This is a genomic window from Knoellia locipacati (assembly GCF_044791685.1).
Taxonomy (GTDB): Bacteria; Actinomycetota; Actinomycetes; order Actinomycetales; family Dermatophilaceae; genus Knoellia; species Knoellia locipacati_A.
In genome coordinates this window covers 1,024,384-1,040,447 of the sequence record NZ_CP087730.1, presented here as the reverse complement: position 1 = coordinate 1,040,447, position 16,064 = coordinate 1,024,384, and the positions used below count along the sequence as shown (strand labels likewise).

Annotated in this window: 17 protein-coding genes; 9 read left to right on the top strand and 8 right to left on the bottom strand. The window is 65.1% G+C overall.

Translation table 11 applies throughout. From position 1 onward, the window contains the following. The 3 genes from LL946_RS04850 (at position 1) to LL946_RS04840 (ending at position 4,846) form a co-directional block, all read left to right on the top strand. Complete coding sequence (locus LL946_RS04850; RefSeq protein ID WP_404385338.1) at positions 1-1,488, top strand: dihydroorotase family protein; 1,488 nt, start codon at positions 1-3, stop codon at positions 1,486-1,488. Next, complete coding sequence (locus tag LL946_RS04845; RefSeq protein WP_404385336.1) at positions 1,485-2,693, top strand: CaiB/BaiF CoA transferase family protein; 1,209 nt, start codon at positions 1,485-1,487, stop codon at positions 2,691-2,693. Before LL946_RS04850 ends, LL946_RS04845 begins: the two co-directional genes overlap by 4 nt. A gap of 866 nt (positions 2,694-3,559) precedes the next feature. After that, positions 3,560-4,846: a hypothetical protein gene (locus LL946_RS04840; protein ID WP_404385334.1), complete on the top strand. Its 1,287-nt coding sequence runs from the start codon at positions 3,560-3,562 to the stop codon at positions 4,844-4,846. 77 nt (positions 4,847-4,923) lie between these two features. Here the strand turns inward: LL946_RS04840 and xerC are convergent, their stop codons facing one another. From xerC to LL946_RS04825, 3 genes are all read right to left on the bottom strand, one after another. Further along, positions 4,924-5,883, bottom strand: a complete 960-nt coding sequence (gene xerC / locus LL946_RS04835) for a tyrosine recombinase XerC (RefSeq protein ID WP_404385332.1) — start codon at positions 5,881-5,883, stop codon at positions 4,924-4,926. 152 nt (positions 5,884-6,035) lie between these two features. Continuing rightward, positions 6,036-6,236, bottom strand: a complete 201-nt coding sequence (locus LL946_RS04830; protein ID WP_404385330.1) for a helix-turn-helix domain-containing protein — start codon at positions 6,234-6,236, stop codon at positions 6,036-6,038. Positions 6,237-6,363: 127 nt separating this feature from the next. Then, positions 6,364-6,642 (bottom strand): hypothetical protein, encoded by a 279-nt coding sequence (locus tag LL946_RS04825; RefSeq protein ID WP_404385328.1) that lies wholly within the window; start codon positions 6,640-6,642, stop codon positions 6,364-6,366. A 23-nt stretch (positions 6,643-6,665) separates the two neighbouring features. Between LL946_RS04825 and LL946_RS04820 the strand changes: the two genes are divergently transcribed. The 4 genes from LL946_RS04820 to LL946_RS04805 all read left to right on the top strand — a co-directional run bounded on the left by LL946_RS04820 (position 6,666) and on the right by LL946_RS04805 (position 9,136). After that, on the top strand, positions 6,666-7,085 hold the full coding sequence (locus LL946_RS04820; RefSeq protein ID WP_404385326.1) for a hypothetical protein: 420 nt from the start codon (positions 6,666-6,668) through the stop codon (positions 7,083-7,085). 652 nt (positions 7,086-7,737) lie between these two features. Then, positions 7,738-8,181, top strand: coding sequence for a hypothetical protein (locus LL946_RS04815; RefSeq protein ID WP_404385324.1), 444 nt, complete (start codon positions 7,738-7,740; stop codon positions 8,179-8,181). Positions 8,182-8,347: 166 nt separating this feature from the next. Further along, a complete protein-coding gene (locus LL946_RS04810; RefSeq protein WP_404385322.1) occupies positions 8,348-8,848 on the top strand; it encodes a hypothetical protein in 501 nt (166 codons plus the stop codon). 60 nt (positions 8,849-8,908) lie between these two features. Continuing rightward, positions 8,909-9,136: a hypothetical protein gene (locus tag LL946_RS04805; protein ID WP_404385320.1), complete on the top strand. Its 228-nt coding sequence runs from the start codon at positions 8,909-8,911 to the stop codon at positions 9,134-9,136. Positions 9,137-9,306: 170 nt separating this feature from the next. Here the strand turns inward: LL946_RS04805 and LL946_RS04800 are convergent, their stop codons facing one another. Beyond that, on the bottom strand, positions 9,307-10,107 hold the full coding sequence (locus tag LL946_RS04800) for a hypothetical protein (RefSeq protein ID WP_404385318.1): 801 nt from the start codon (positions 10,105-10,107) through the stop codon (positions 9,307-9,309). A 66-nt stretch (positions 10,108-10,173) separates the two neighbouring features. On the opposite strand from LL946_RS04800, the gene LL946_RS04795 reads away from it, so the two are divergent. Next, positions 10,174-10,347, top strand: a complete 174-nt coding sequence (locus tag LL946_RS04795) for a hypothetical protein (protein ID WP_404385316.1) — start codon at positions 10,174-10,176, stop codon at positions 10,345-10,347. An 835-nt stretch (positions 10,348-11,182) separates the two neighbouring features. On the opposite strand, the gene LL946_RS04790 is transcribed toward LL946_RS04795, so the two are convergent. Then, complete coding sequence (locus LL946_RS04790) at positions 11,183-12,061, bottom strand: PGN_0703 family putative restriction endonuclease (protein WP_404385314.1); 879 nt, start codon at positions 12,059-12,061, stop codon at positions 11,183-11,185. Further along, complete coding sequence (locus LL946_RS04785) at positions 12,030-13,361, bottom strand: hypothetical protein (protein ID WP_404385312.1); 1,332 nt, start codon at positions 13,359-13,361, stop codon at positions 12,030-12,032. Before LL946_RS04785 ends, LL946_RS04790 begins: the two co-directional genes overlap by 32 nt. Before the next feature lie 370 nt (positions 13,362-13,731). On the opposite strand from LL946_RS04785, the gene LL946_RS04780 reads away from it, so the two are divergent. Beyond that, a complete protein-coding gene (locus LL946_RS04780; protein ID WP_404386793.1) occupies positions 13,732-14,226 on the top strand; it encodes an O-acetyl-ADP-ribose deacetylase in 495 nt (164 codons plus the stop codon). A 159-nt stretch (positions 14,227-14,385) separates the two neighbouring features. On the opposite strand, the gene LL946_RS04775 is transcribed toward LL946_RS04780, so the two are convergent. Both LL946_RS04775 and LL946_RS04770 read right to left on the bottom strand, forming a co-directional pair. Beyond that, positions 14,386-15,726, bottom strand: coding sequence for a hypothetical protein (locus LL946_RS04775; protein ID WP_404385310.1), 1,341 nt, complete (start codon positions 15,724-15,726; stop codon positions 14,386-14,388). Continuing rightward, positions 15,723-16,055 (bottom strand): hypothetical protein, encoded by a 333-nt coding sequence (locus LL946_RS04770; RefSeq protein ID WP_404385308.1) that lies wholly within the window; start codon positions 16,053-16,055, stop codon positions 15,723-15,725. Before LL946_RS04770 ends, LL946_RS04775 begins: the two co-directional genes overlap by 4 nt. Between the last annotated feature and the right edge of the window lie 9 nt (positions 16,056-16,064).

Below are 16,064 nucleotides of genomic sequence, written 5' to 3'. Positions count from 1 at the left end.
ATGCAGCTCGACACTCTCATCAAGAACGTCACCGTCGTCTCCACCGATGACACCGCCCCGGACGGCGGCCAGCGTCTCGACATCGGCATCGTCGACGGGAAGTTCGCCCGCATCGAGGCCGACATCCCCGAGTCCGACGCCGCCGAGGTCGTGGATGGCCGAGGGCTCGTCGCCTTCCCCGGAGTCGTGGACGGCCATCAGCACTGGGGCATCTACAACCCGCTCGAGGAGGACACCGCCACCGAGAGCCGCGCGAGCGCGCAGGGGGGTGTCACCTCGGGAATCACGTACATGCGCACGGGGCAGTACTACCTCAACCAGGGCGGCCCGTACCGTGAGTTCTTCCCGAAGGTGCTGGCAGCCTCCGAGGGCCGCTCCTTCATCGACTACGGCTTCCACCTCGCGCCGATGATGAAGGAGCACATCGACGAGATCCCGTCCATCGTCGCCGACTTCGGCGTCCCGTCCTTCAAGATCTTCATGTTCTACGGCAGCCACGGCCTCCACGGCCGATCGCAGGACCAGAGCGAGTTCCTCATGATCCCGCCGGGAGAGCGCTACGACCTCGCCCACTTCGAGTTCGTCATGCGGGGCGTGCAGAGGGCGCGCGAGGAGCTGCCCGAGCTGGCCGACCAGATCTCGCTGTCGCTGCACTGCGAGACGGCAGAGATCATGACGGCATACACGAAGCTCGTGGAGGAAGCCGGGGAGCTCAGTGGGCTCGCGGCATACAGCGCCTCCCGCCCCCAGCACTCCGAAGGCCTGGCCATCACGATCGCCTCGTTCCTCGCCGACGAGACCAACCTCCCCAACATCAACCTGCTCCACCTCACCTCGGCCAAGGCGCTCAAGGCGGCGATGCTCATGCAGCAGACGTTCCCGCACGTGAACTTCCGCCGTGAGGTCACCATCGGCCACCTCGTGGCCGACATCGACACGGCCTCGGGTCTCGGAGGGAAGGTGAACCCACCCCTGCGCCCGCGAGACGACGTCGAGAGCCTGTGGGACCACCTGCTCGCGGGTCACATCGACTGGGTCGTCAGCGACCACGCATGCTGCAAGGAGGAGATGAAGTTCGGCGAGGACCCGGACGACATCTTCCAGGCCAAGTCCGGCTTCGGAGGCGCCGAGTACCTGTTGCCCGCGCTGGTCAGCGAGGGCGTCCGCCGCGGCCTGTCCTACCGGCGCATCGCGCAGCTCACCTCGCTCAACCCGGCCGAGCGTTACGGCCTCGGCGCCACCAAGGGCAGGATCGCCGTGGGCTACGACGCCGACCTCTGTCTGGTGGACCCCTCGAGCGCGTGGACCATCCACGCGGAGGACTCGGAGTCGACCCAGGAGTACACACCCTTCGAGGGGTTCGAGCTGAGCGCGACGGTCACGGACACCTGGGTGCGCGGCATGCGCGTCCTCGACGAGGGCAAGGTCGTGGGTGAGCCCCGCGGACGTTACCTGCGGCGCGGTGTCGCCGCGAAGGAGGATGCGTGAGCGAGCCTGCCCCCAGCGGGCCGCTCACCGGACTGCGCGTCCTCGACCTCTCCACCATCCTGGCGGGGCCGCTGGCCGCGCAGATCCTCGGCGACTTCGGCGCCGACGTCATCAAGGTCGAGCACCCGACCCGCGGCGACGGGATGCGGGGACACGGGCTGGAGAAGGACGGTCAGCCCCTGTGGTGGAAGATGATCAGCCGCAACAAGCGCACCATCGGTCTCTACCTGGGGGACCCCGAAGGGGCACGGATCCTCCGGGAGCTGGCCAAGAGCGCGGACGTGGTCGTCGAGAACTTCCGTCCCGGGACCCTGGAACGGTGGGGGCTGGGCTACGACCTCCTCTCCGAGGACAACCCCGGCCTGATCCTGTTGCGGGTCACCGGGTTCGGGCAGACAGGCCCCTATGCGGCACGTCCCGCCTTCGGGACGCTCGTCGAGGCGATGAGCGGGTTCGCCCACCTCACCGGACAGCCGGACGGGCCGCCCACGCTCCCAGCCTTCGGGCTCGCCGACTCGATCGCCGGTGTGGCTGGGGCGGCGGCCGTGTCGATGGCCCTCTTCCAGCGCGAGAAGGACGGTCGGGGCCAGGAGATCGACCTGGACCTCCTCAGTCCGATCATGACCGCGGTGGGCCCCGGTGTCATCTATGCCGACCAGCTCGGCATCGACCAGGAACGCACCGGCAACCGTTCTCAGAACAACGCGCCCCGCAACACGTACCAGACCAGGGACGGCCACTGGGTGGCCATCTCCACGAGTGCCAACCCGATCGCGGAGCGGGTGCTCCGACTGGTCGGACACCCTGAGGTCATCACCGAGCCCTGGTTCGCCCACGGTCGAAGCCGCGCCGAACACGCCGACCTCCTCGACGGGTACGTCGGAGAGTGGATCGCTGCTCGCGACCGCACGGACGTCATGGAGGCGTTCGCCGCAGCGGGGGCGGCCGTCGCCCCCGTGTACAAACCGAGCGAGCTGCTCGAGGATCCCCAGGTCAAGGCGCTGGAGCTGATCACGACGGTTCCGGATGAGGATCTTGGGCCGGTGCAGATGCAGAACGTCATGTGGCGCATGGGCAGGACGCCAGGCAGCATCCGCTCTACCGGGCGGGGTCTGGGCGCGGACACCTCCAGCATCCTGAACGAGGTGCTGGATCTCTCGGCGGAAGACCTTCGTCGCCTGAGGTCTCAGGGTGTGATCGGCTGACTATCCTCGCCTCTTGGCCACGTCCTCTCTTCGGCTTGAGTAACGAAGCAGGACTCGGAGATTCCGAAGACCCTTGGCCACTTGCGCGATCGACACGTCGCCTCGGCGCGAGACCGCGACCACGTCATAACGAAACTCTTTCGGGTGAGCAACTGGCATGCCGACATCCTTCCAGCGGGGATCCCTCGTCCCCACAGACGAGGTGTCAACGCGACCGTCGGCAGTCCCATTCGGGGTAAATGACGTCTCTCACGGTTCCTCACTCTCTAGGCGCCCGACGACCCCAAACGACAAAGCCGCAGGTCAGAAGGCATCTGACCTGCGGCTTGGATGGTGGCCAGGGACGGGGTCGAACCGTCGACCTTCCGATTTTCAGACATACGCGTAACTGCAGGTCAGCAAGGGTGAGAGGGCTGGCGTGCAACATCTCATGCAACTTCTCAGCACGGACTCGCGATCAGAACTGCTTCAGCAACTTGGCCGTCGAGTGAAACACGTCGGACAAGGGGCACTCTGCCTTGGGCGCCGCAAGCGGGGCTTGGGGCATCGTCGACGACCACCTCGGCAGTCACATCGGCGCGGCCAATCGTCGATGGTTCTCCGCGGCTGACCCGCTGCGCTGGCATCATCGGCGTATCGGCGTCAACCACGCGAGAGCTTGTGCGCATCCCGAGCGAGTGGCGGCTCGGCAGCAAGAACCCCAAGCAGTGGGGTTGTCCGCGGACAGATGGAAACGGAGCATGTCAGGTGAGTCGGACTCGTCCGCAAGGAGTGGGGCCTTGGTGAGTCGACGAATCGCGCCTTCCGGATCGCGCGACTCGAGGCAGTTGTTCCTTCACGGCTTCCTTGAGGCGGTGGGCGCGTCCGTGATCGAGTCCCACGACGACGGCTCGGCCACTTTTCTTGTCGCCGGTCGGCCTGGTCGGGTGCGCGTCTTGGAGGGGACAAGCCGAATCCGTGGTCACGTCGAGATTGCAGTCGTCATTGACGAGGCCGAAGCGCTCGAATGGCTGGACCGTCAGCCACTCCCGTTCGACTGCGTCGTGGAAGTCGTGGGGATGGCCGATGGGCGGACCATTCTGAGGGTGCTGTTCGAACGGACTGTCACCGAAGCTGGGGTCAATGGCGGGCGCCTCGCGTCCACGGTTCGGGACTTCGACGTGGCGTGGCATGTCCGGGGCGACGTGCCAGACATGGACGAGCCGGATGAGCCGGCGGAACCTTGGCAGGAGCCTCCCCAGCAGGCTTGGCTCATGCTGGGAGACGACGCGTCCTGGCCCAGTCGCGAAGAGCAGGTTCACGAACTGGTGCAAGCATCAGGTGCCGTGTTCGAGTCGACTTGGACAGCGGCAAAGCAGACGCAGATGGGCGACCTGCTCCTCATCTATTTCGTCGGCGAACGCAAGGCCGTCCACTTCGTTGCTCGAGCTGCTTCGCGGGCGTACTTCTCCTCCGCGATGACGGTTAATGCGGACACGGCCGTTGCGGACCAGCAGTGGTGGGCCTTCCACACCAACCGGGTGGAGATCGAACCGATCCCATACGCCGCCTTGCGTGACGCGTGCGACGGCCAGTTGGTGTTGAAAGGCCGCAGCGGAAAATTCCTGCGACCTGAGGTGATCCGGAGCCTGCGGTTCACAGCGATCGATCCGGCGGAGCAGAGCTATCTGGACGAAATCGTGGAGATTCCTGTGGGTCGGGCCGATCTCCCCACTCCTGACGCCATCGACTTAGCCATGTGGTCGGAGCTCGCTGGCGGAGCCATGCGACTCGAGTCGGACGTGTCGACCTACCTCGTCGAACCGCTCCTGCGCGAAAGCCTCAATGGCACCAGTCTTACGTTCCGACGTGAGTACCCCATCGGTCGCAAACGCGTCGATTACGTCGTCCTGGACGGCGAAAAGCCCACCTGCGTCATAGAGGTGAAGCTCGCTATCAACGACCCAGGAGACCTCAGGCTGTCGCCGGACCTCGCCCAAACCCTGAACTACTCGGCGGCGCTTGGGTGCCGAGCGATCCTCATGGACGCTGAACGCGTGATGCTTCTGTACACGGCCACTGACGCGCCACACACGATCCTCCGCCGCTTCATGGGCAGTTCCGACCTGCCCGACTTCCAGCTGTTGCGCCGCCACCTTGGGGCCGCTGGTTGACCATTTGCATCGGCATCCGTGGTCCCTGGGGCTCTGTTCGCGTGCACTACTCAGTGGAATTCGCCACTGGCTCGTGGTTAGAACCGCTTCGGGAGCTTGGCCGCATCACCCTGCTCAGCGAGGGTGGAGAGCGCATCAGCAATCTGGGCGTCGCGACCCTCCACTGCGTGCATGTATCGCTGGGCCGCAGCATTCGAGGAGTGACCGAGCCGCTGTTTGAGGTCGGCGAGGCTGGCGCCCGTCGAGGCCGCGAGGGTCTGACCGGTGTGCCGCAGGTCGTGGAAGGAGATGTCGACACCGACCTTTGTCCTGGCTCGCACGAACGCCTGGTAGACGGTGTTGCCTCGGGTCCGCTTCCCATCCCGACCAACGTTAAAGAACTCTTCGCCGGCGAACTCTTCGAGATGGGCCTGAAGGGTGGGCAGGACGTGCGGTGGGATGGTCACGGTGCGCTTGCCGGCATCACTCTTGGGGTCCTTCTCGAACTTCCTCGGTGACTCCAGGAGCTCGACCCAGTTCTTTGCGACGCGGACGCGTCGGTTTTCGAGGTCGACGTCGGCGGTGCGGATCGCGCAGACCTCCCCGCGACGCAGACCGCACCAGGCAGCGAGGACGACCGCGGCCCGATAGCGAGGCGTAATGGCCTCGATGAGTTCTGCGACCTGCCGCGGGGTGGCGACACTTCGCTCAGGTGTCCGTTCGGACCCGGCACCGGGGATCTGACAAGGGTTGCGGGGGATGGCTCCATCATTGACGGCGACGTTCATCACGGATCGCAGCAGCCGGTAGGACTGGCTGATCGAGGTGCGCCCGCCATCGCCCTTGAGCGCCTTTGCATGCCATGCCCGCACGATGGGCGGGGTGATGGTGACGATCGGCATGTCGAGCAGATCCATGAGATGTAGCCGCATGTTGCGGCGGCAGGTCTCGGCCCAGCGCTCACCCACGCGCGGGTTCTCGTCTAGGTAGGCCTCGCAGGCGTCGCGGAGCGTTCGCCGTCCGAGGCCCGCATCGGGAAGCCAGTGCCCGCGCTGCATCTCCTGCTCGATGCGATCGAGGAAGCGTCGCGCATCTGTCTCGGTGCGGAACGTCTCGGGTGCGTTGACCCTGCGTCGATTGGGGTCCGTGAACGACGCTTGGAACCGACCTGACGGAAGGCGGCGGATGAGGCCGAACCTCCTTCGGACCATCAGGCGCCTGCCAGGTGCGAGAGATCGACGGGTTCGACTTCCCCGTCGCGGACAAACTCGCTGAGGGCATCTTCGGGGATCCGTACGTGCCGTCCGACCCGGACGAACCGGATGCGCCGCTCGGCGATCAGTCGACGCGGGAAGCGCTCAGACGTGCCGAGAATCTCGGCGGCCTGTCCTACGGTCAGCAGGTGCACCATGGGGAGTCCTCCTCGTTCAGGTTCCATGGGTACACGGGTCCTCCGGGGCACCACGGGTCGCTTTCGCTGGGGAAGCGTGCCCCCATAAAATGCGCCCAGGCGAACTTCGCATCTCGAGTCGCGGGGCTCACCAGTCAGACTGGCGAATCCTTGGGTCCATGAGGATTGCCCAGACGTAGGCGGACCCCTGCCGGCCCTTGAGCTGGCTCGGATTGCTCGCGGGCATGCTCGGCAGGGCCTTTTCGAAGTTGGTTCGAGACAGGACGCGGTTGATCTCGCGCCCCTCACGAGTCACACGAATGAAGTGCCCGGGCACTCGATAGGTGAACCGGAGCCCGGTCACCGTCTTGAACTCGCGACCGGCGTTGGCTTCGATCCTCGGCCAGACCACTTCGATCGCTGCCACGAACGCAGTCTGCCTTCAAAGTGGTGGCCGTCGCACTGGAATGCGCGCTGGAAGCCCTGCGAGATTGCGACGAGGATGCTGGGATGCAAGGTGATGAGAAAGCCGTCGAGGACGCGTTCTGTCGGTGGCTTGCCTCCGTGGGTTGGCGGTCTGACCGACAGGTCGACTTCGTCGACGTCCTGGCCACGGGGCCACAAGGGCAACGCCTATTTTGCGAGGCGAAAGGAAGCAGTCCGGATATCGGTACCGACTGCGACGTCCTCTACGGCCAATTGCTGGGACGGATGACGAATGCCAACGACCCGTCGATTCGCTTCGCCGCAGTCATCAGGGACGATCCTCGAAGCGTCCGCGCCGTTGCGCGCGTGCCGGCAGAGGTGCGCGGCGTACTCAAGATCGACATCTACGCGGTCGCGCTCGACGGTGGGGTGCGTCAGCTTTAAGGCACCTCTGACGCGACTAGCAGGTTGCGTATCAGGGCCGAATACCCAAACACGCGTCAGTGCTTGGTTCGTCGCTTGCCCCACGGTGGCGTCTGAGTCCCTGACTTGGACGTCAGGTGCCAGCATCGGCATTCGCTGCAGAAGTAGGCGCCCGTCGGGACCTTAACGTCCTGCCCTTGACACTTATGGACGATCGCACGCATCGCGCAGAGCGCCATCCATTGAGTCCGATATGGCTGCTTCGAGCACGACATGTCGTTGTTCCTCGACTTGTCGCAATCGGCCAACTCATATCCGGCCCGGTGCGCAGTTCACGCCTCATAGCGCTCGGCCACCAAGGAGCCTGAAGACTCCACCTATGCCAACGGTAGGGCACGGCCATCTGTAGAGCCATGGGAATCGGTAGATGAGCACGGTGTGGGAACTGCGTCATTGCGCCGCCTACGGAACAGGCGCCACCCTGAGCGCGAGCATCGATGAGGTGATGATCATGCGAGCGCAGGGGCGGAGGTGACGAGTCGTCCGATGCTTGAGGTTGAGTTTTTCTCGAGCGGAACTTCGCGCTGAACCACCCGCGGCTGTCGGACAGCCCGACCGTCAATGAGACCAGCGGGGCTCACTCCAACTGCTTCGCCGCGATACCGTGCGAATCGTGAGCACGCAGCACATAGGAGCCGCTGGTGAACTCCTGGTTCAGTACCGGCTCCTGAAGCTGGGAATCGACAGCGCGCGGATGACCACCGACGCAGGAATCGACCTCGTCGTCTACGCACCCGGCGACCGGTCAGCAACGACGATCCAAGTGAAGGCCAACCTCGCGCCGAAGCCAGCAGGCGGCCGTGGCCCCATGTCTCGGGGCTGGTACTTCCCACACGACTGCCCCGCCCAAGTCATCGCGCTCGTTGCACTGGACGTCGACACCGTCTGGCTGCTCTCCCTCGACGAGGCAAAGCAGCACGCCCAGCAGCACTCGGCGAAGGGCATCCGGCAGATCTACTGGCGAATCGACGCTCCCGTTGCTGGGAGCACCCTCAAACACGAGAAGCAGATGAGCCAGTACCTCCTTGAAGTCCAAGCCTCGGCACTCTTCCGGTGACGGCTCCCGCCTCACGGCAGAGATTCAACCAACAAGCCGGGGCCTCCTCGTGCGCGTCATCTCGTCGCCAGGCGGCCGTTGCCGTTGGCGACGAGCCAGCGAGTCGTCGCGGTCGTTCCTCCGCAGTCCAGCCTCTGAGTGCATGACATCGTCGTAGGGTCGGCTCATGGCTAGTGAGCATCTGAGTGATTCAGCAGTTCAGCGAAATGCAGAGGGTGCGATCGTCGAAGCGCTTGCGAAACAGCTGGGTTTCAAGGGGGCCCTGAAGCCAAAGCGAGTGGCCGTGCTCGGTGGCGGTTACGTCCAACTGGATGCTTGCTCAGGAGACGAGCGAATCCTGGTTGAGGCCTACGCGAGGCAGGGCAAGCTCAAGGGCGCACAGATCAAGAAGATCAGCCAGGACATCCTCAAACTGGCTCTCCTGAAGCGTGATCCTCGACTGAGTGATTCACGAGCGATTGCCGTCTTCGCCAGCGAAGAGGCTCACGATTCCGTCACCGGCTGGATTCGCTTGGCCGCCGAGCAGTTCGGGATCGAGCTGATGGTCGTCGAAATCCCCGACGCCTTGCGTGACGAGATCAAGGCAGCCCAAATACGACAAGTCCTGGTCAACGTCGAGATTCCGGTGGAGGAGATTGCGGACGACGTGACACTCGAGAAGGCCTGACTAGGCCCCAGATGGCGCGCCCCAAGCCGCATCTGCGGGTGCGCCTGCCTAGGATGAAGCGTGGCGTATCAAACTGTTCACCTGAACATGAGCGGCCTGCTCGAGTCCTTCGACATCGACAACAGCATTCGTGACGGGTCGGCGTGCGTGAACTGTGGTGGCTCGGGAGACTTGTTGCCAGTGGGCCGGTTGGTCGGCGGCAACCAGGAGACCATCTACGCCTGTACCACTTGCGGAGCCGAACCCGGCACCGCCTGGGATCTTCGAACTAGCGAGCCGTTGGGCTGAATCTCCGTGTAGTGCCGGACCCAATCGCTGAGCCGAGCGGCCCACGAGGGCGCCGCGCAGACCTGTTCTCGCGGTGTCGGGTGCTGGGTAGTGAGTGGGGAAGCGTCCTGTCGAACGTCGGGCGGTTAACGGGTGACCGCGCTGAGTTCGACGAGGACTATGGGTGCTGACTATCCCTCTCGGGGCCACGCGATGGCATCGGCAGCCGCGGCGGAAATCAGGTCCATGGGCAGGCCAGTAACCATGTCGAGAGGATGCAGGTGCACTGTCGCATAGCGCACCCAGCCGTGGACACCCTTCACCGAGGCCAACAAATGGTGCTCCTCCTTGGTCACAACGCAAGCCTCCGTTGCCTGGAGCGTGGCTCTGATGTCAGTGTCCGGGGCCAGCAATCTCAGTACGACAGCAGCCCGCTCGTGGACATGTTCGTGAGCCAGGTGCTTGGCGGCGGCGCTAAAGCCCAGGTCGCGCTGCAGCTTCAGAGCGGCCGGCGTGCGGAACCGCAGTTTGTACTTCCGTGACACGCTGCCGCGTTCGGTCCAGAACCAGATGGCCTCGTTGACCAATCTCTTCCGATGATCGCTATGCAGATCGGCTGCGTCTCGGGCGAATTGCGCGACGGCCACGGCGCTCGTTAGTCGGCGTTCCACCTCTTTGGGGTCGTCCGGCCAGATATCGTCCTTCACTTTCTTCGAGGTCAAGGCCGGGACGGTTGTGGGTACCTCAAGGCGGGAACCGGCTCGGAGTCCGCTGCCGGACTTGTCTGAGTTAGTCGCGGCTGGTGATTGGGTCACTGTGATCTGGTCGGGCGTCCAGACCAGGCGCTGCTCGAGATACGCCTTGTGGTCGAGCGCGCGATCGTCGCCCCTCGATGCTTCGGCCTGAAGGGACTCTGGGTCCGAGACTGAGAAGTAGGGTGCCCCCGCTTCGCTGCGAAATGTCCCCAGCGCGCCAATACCGGAGATGGTCACACGCGCGAATCGAGTCCCGTGCAAGAAGGCGCGGAGCGTCCGATACCAGGATGCGTAGGACTGAGCATGGACTTCGAGACGGTCGTCATCCTCCGGGGCGGGCCACGTGATGGCGACGGTCGCCCCTTCGTCGTCGAGGTCCGGCATCTCAAGGTGGCCCGAGAGGTGGAGCATGTCGGAGCCGCCCGCACAGCAGAGATACTCGGCGCTTGCCATCCGCTCGAGTTCAACCCGGGGTAGGCGGCTGAGCCTTCCGCAGCGAAGCGGCGCCTCTGCCGCGAGACTCGAGTCCAGCTCGAACAGCAAACCCCATGCGGCCAGTCCATGGAGGCCCCACCCCCACCAGGCATCCATGAGCTTCCACGCAGGGTGGTCGGGACGATCCGTTAAATCGTCTCGCGGATCGGTGGGAAACCCCGCGTGGCGGTCCAGATGGCGCGTGAGCGCCGCGATCGGGGCTGCGCAGCCGAGTCCGTAACGGAGCAAGTGCAGCGCTGGCTCCCACCACGCAGCCAATTCATCTCGCAGGTCGTCCGGGAGGTTCCACTCCTGGTAACTCCAGGTTCCCGGCCTGATAACCGCTGGGCGGGGCGGGGGGCTCCACGCGCCGAGGGTAGAGTCCTGGGACATTTCGCTGAGGCGGGACCAGAGTGTCGGTAGGTGGCGGATCCATGGTCCGGAATCCGCCCATGACGCAGCAGAAATTCCGGCTTCGTTGCCTGCCTCCGCGGGTTCCCGCACCCGGCACCTCCATCGCAGACGTAGTCTTCGGATGCTGCCATACGAGTGAGCCGGCCATCAGGATTTCCGTCCACTTGGGCAAACACTTGAGGACCGCCACCCCGTGTCCAAGCGATGTTACGTAGAGCCGAGACCGCAAGACCACGGCGACGGTCCTCGATGAGGCGGCGTAGTCCGCGCCCGATCGCCACCCAGTTCGGCCACTCGCCCCGGTGATCCAAGACACTACTGAACCGCCCCTTGCCGGCGTCCTTTCGCCGGTTCCTGTCCAAAGTCGGCCCATTGACCGGGATGCCCTGCAGGCGAGCGGTCTGTTAACCCGATTCAGCCGCGCCTAGCTTGTGGACGAGTCAGTCGCGAGGTTCCGCAGGGCGGTGTTGCTCAAGGCAGGCCGATACCGAATCGTGAAGGCGGCTCCATCATCGGGATGCTGTCGGGCAACGGTCTCGGCCGGCAGGTCACGCATGGTGACGGCATCCGTGTCGCAAAAGACGGCGCGGAACTCGGCGAACCTTCGCCACATCACGGAGTGCAGGACGGGGGCGCAAAGGGCGAACACCACCTGGTCTGCCTCGCCCTCAGTGACCAGCACGTGCGCCAAGGCAAGGTTTCGCATCGGCTGGCTACGGCCGGCTCGCACCCAGCAGCCCCCATCATCGGCACGTGGCGAAGGAGGGACTAGCCCTACCTCTGCCAAGTATTCGGCGTATCGACGGTGTCCGTTTCCGTGGTTATTGAGCTGGAAGCATCGGCCGGGGTCGCTACCGAAAAGCCCTGGCTGTCCGCAGACATCGGGGTCGGTGTTGTCTGCACTGGCGAACGCGCTGCATGTCCCGAAGTTCGGCTCACCGAGCTTGACTTCGATCAACGCCGCGATTCTGCGTCCGTCCTCGGTACTGCCGCGCAGGAGAACGTCGACCTGGGTACGGTGCGGGCTGCGCTTTGATCCCTCGGCAAGCCGGTCGAGGGTGTCCTCGTACTCGAATAACGGGGCCTCGACGTCCACGGCGACGTGCCCCAGGTGGGCAAGCACAGCGAGGACACCGTCCGCGTCGAGCGGTGCAAACAGGTTGAGTGCGAACGCTTGGGAGCTGCGTACGTGGCGCACGTAGCGGTGAGTCAGACCGCGCCTGCGGAGGTCGGTCAGTGCCGGTAGGGCTTCCGGCAGGACCGCGCTTGCGTCATTGGGATGGAAGAGGATCGGCCCGCTCACCTGAGTGCCTTCCTAGTTCCGTGGTGAGTTCTCCCGGCCACCTTGGTCCGACGACCGGCTTGGCGACTAGCGCGCTGGGCTCCCACAAGTCACGCGCCGAAACCTTGGTCAGGGACAGCTCGTCGGCGGTCGGTTCGGCCGTCAGGTAGATGCTGACGCGGCAGTCGCCGGCCAGCGCCTCGATCTGCCCAGCCAAGTAGGCGTTGAATGCGGGCCCAGAGCCCAATGACCCCAAGACCAAGTGGATTGGGGCGGGGGTTCCGCCAGCTGGTGGGTGCCCGTTGGGCGTGGGGAGGATGTGCCCCTCGGCCTTGAGTCGTTCCCGGATTGCAGAGTCGTTTGCCCGCACCCAGATCGCGTAGTCGAGCGCCTGCAAGACCACCTTGGGGTCGTGCCCGATCTTGGTTTCGACGACGTGCAAAACCCCCGTTGCGTCAGCGCCGAGGAAATCGATATAGCCCGGCCTTCCGAAGGGCGGCATCGACGACGTGAGTAGGCCGCGCCAAGCAGGGAACTCGCGCCACAAGTCGGTCAAGCCGAGCACCTCGGGCTGACCTTTGAGCGTGGCCTGGAGCTTGTGTTCGCGCATTTTCGAGGTCAAGCTCCCGCCGTCCTCAATCGCCAGCGCGACCTTCGCGTTGATGACGGCGACCTCGCCAACGGTTGGGGGATTCGTGAACGTCTTGTCGAACACGTCGCGCCCCGGCTGCGGTGTCTTGTACTGCACCCCTGCTCGAATGCGCAGCCCGCTCTTGGTCTCGTGGGCCTGAAGCACCTGGAGACCTTCGTGGTGCCAGGAGAAGTAACCCCCCCGGTCGTGGCCGACTAACCCGACCTCGTGGGTGTGGATATTGTCGAGCCACGAGGCGTGACCCGTCTTCAACGCTGCCCGTCGAGGGACACGCTCGGGCAGCTCGGCGAGACGCTCAAGGATGGCGAATCGTCCCGGACTTCGCACCGGCCGCGGAACTTCACCCTCGGCGCCATCGAAAGCGAAGACACGGACCTCGGTCTCAAGCCAGCCGATGCGAGCGATCGCCTCCACGACCATGTCGTCAGGGACGACCAGAAGCAGATCCCGGTTCTGCTGCCACGCCAAACCAAAGGCGAGAACCTCGTCAGTGACGGTTGGTTTCTCCCCGGGAGTGACGACTGCAACGACGCTGCCGTGCTGCGGATCCTCAAACCAATGCGCGTACTTACTCATCCGTGCAGGCGCAAACTGCGTCGGCTCAACCTCTAAGACGTGCGCGGCCGCGCGGAGTGCCCTCTCGGCGTACGCGGTCCTCTGGAGCTTCATGGCACCCATCCTGTCGCCGCCCACTGACTTCTCCTGTGGACGATAGGCCAGTGTTGAATGCCGCGGAGAGGAATCAGAGCAGGACACCGGCCAGGCGGTGCGACCGCGTTCGCTAAACCGGATGGGAATCTGACGACGCCTGGCGGCCTCCCGCGGATGACGTGAGTCGCTGGGGCTTCGTCGTCCCACCCTCTGGTGTCTAGGAGGTCGAGGCACACTGGGCTGGTGAAAGACATGAGCAGGGGGCGAGCGACTCTGGCCGGGGATCAGCCACGAAGGTCCAAGCGGTACGCCATCGATCCCTGGGTGTACTTCATCCGCGCGGTGACAAGCGACGAGTTCGATCGATACTCCGCGTCCGGGCATGCTCATGCCTGAGGTCACCGTCGTCCTCGGCGACATCACGACCCAGACCGTCGATGCCATCGTCAACGCCGCCAACACCCGGATGCGGGGCGGAGGCGGCGTTGACGGGGCCATCCATCGTGCCGGAGGACCCGAAATCCTCATCGATTGCGTCGCGCGCTTCCCCCGCGGCTTGGCAACCGGTGACGCCGGCTGGACCACAGCCGGTCTGATGCCCGCCCGCTGGGTGATCCACACAGTCGGCCCCAACTACCGCGCTGGTCACACCGATCGCGGCCTCCTCGTTTCCTGTTACCAACGCAGTCTCGAGGTGGCCGACGAACTCGGCGCCGCGATCATCGCCTTCCCACTCATCAGCGCCGGAATCTACGGCTGGCCCCACGGCGACGCCATACGGGCCGCAGTCGAGACGCTCCGGGCCACCGAGTCGTCGGTGCGCGAGGCGAGGATCATCGCCTTCAATCCCGCGACAGTCGCCACCGTCCAGACTCTTCTCTGACCATCAAGGCAAGGACCCCCACCGGCGTTTCACGTCAGCCTCAAGCACTCCTTCTAGGAAGTTCTTCTCGTCACGGTTCAGCTGCCAGCATCGTTTCGGCAGCTTGGCCACGTCACCGTCGCCAAGGGCGTCGCCACGAGCCCTGCTCAAAGCTCAGGTTCAGCGCGAAATGATCGCGACTTCCGAGGGGACCGACCTGGGGCTGCACCTTAAGCGGGCGTGGGCCTGGCGGATGGAGTCCTCGGCCACGCGCCAGGCGGTGTCGAGGTCCTTGATGTCGAAGTACTTGACGGTGACGAAGCGTCCCTTGAGCCGGTCATTGAGGCGTTCCGCTGACTTCTCGACTTGGCCCGCCGGGGCGTACAGGGCCTTCCCGTCGGCGAGGGGCCGTAAGAATGAACGGGCGGCCGTCAGCCGACGTCCGAGGATGGTCATGGCCTGACCAAGGCTGTCCGCGGCTCGCTCCCGCTTCGCCTCCGTGAGCCCGTGTGAACGAGCCCGCGCTTCTTCGAGGGCGAGAAAGAGCCCCCGGCTGGCGGTGATGAAATCGGCGCTGGGCTTGACGAGCGTTGTCAGGCGCGGAACCCAGGCCTTGTCCGTGGCACCGAGGGCCTCGCAGGCTTCGTCCAAGGCGGAAATCGCGCCGGGAGGCGCCTTCCCGCCGACTGGCTGGCGGACGACTGCAGCGAAGGTGGCGGTGATGTGGGTGCCCTGGTTGACCAGCATGTGAAGTGATTGCGCGCTGGGGATACGGGCGCGTAGCTCGGCCTCGCTCGCGAAGCTCCAAGCGTGCACAGCGCGATCGAGTGCGGTGTCACCGACGTCGACGTCGACCACGGTGGGCAGGCCGCGGAAGGACCGTACCGGGGTAGCCTCCAGCGCCGGCTGCATCGCTCCCAGAGCAGCCTCGACATGTTTCCCGACGGCCAGAGGTCGATCCGCGGAGATCAGCGATCCCGAGGCGAGGGTGTGGCGGGCGACGACAGCCGAGGCAGCCAGTACATGCGCCGTGTTGTCCGCGAACTCGCTCGTGGACGGAACCTGTTGATACTCAAGGAGGTCGACGAGGTCAGCCAAGGCGCCGAGGGCGCAGGTGATCCGTGCCATCGGCCGCGGGTCAGTGGCGTCGGGCAATGCGACGCCCTCTGATTCGTGCGACGTGTGTTGATCCACGAGTCGCAGAACACCGCGCCGGGGGAGGCCCACTGTGGGGGTCACGTCTCGCGCCGGCCACCGCGCGGAGACCTCCGGCGGGAGAGAGGACGCAGCGAGGGGTGAACGTGGAAGGGCTGGGTAGCGGTCGACGAGTTCCCGCAGAATGTCAGCGCAGGGGTGGCCTTTGGGCACTCGAGTGCCCTGGTACCCGATGCTCCCGGCGAGGAAGCGGTGCAGATTGGCGTCGAAGCCCTGCCACTGCTTCTCGGTGACGGGTTCATCGCTTGCTCGCACCTCTCGGGTGAGGACGGCAATGCGCTCGACGAACTGCTCGACGGTGGTCATGCGGCACCGGTCCGGGTCGCGATCCGGAACAGCTCGTGGACGTGCCACGCGCACAGCGGCAGGTCGGGTGGGCCGTCGAAGGGCGCGATCTGGTCGAGCGCGGTGAGCGCATCCCGCAGGTGTGTGGCGACATCCGCAGCCGGGAGCGGTGGGCCATCGGCCACAGCCTCGTCGATCGTGGGCAGGGCTGCGGCGGCAAGCCGAATTTGCCCAGCGAAGGCGGCCCCGGGTATTTGATCGGGCGAGGAGTGCTGAGCGGTTTCGGCGGCCGCGTCGAGGTGGCGTTGGGCCAGGTCGATGAGGACCTGGGCGCGGGGTGTCCTGGTCATGGAGGTGCT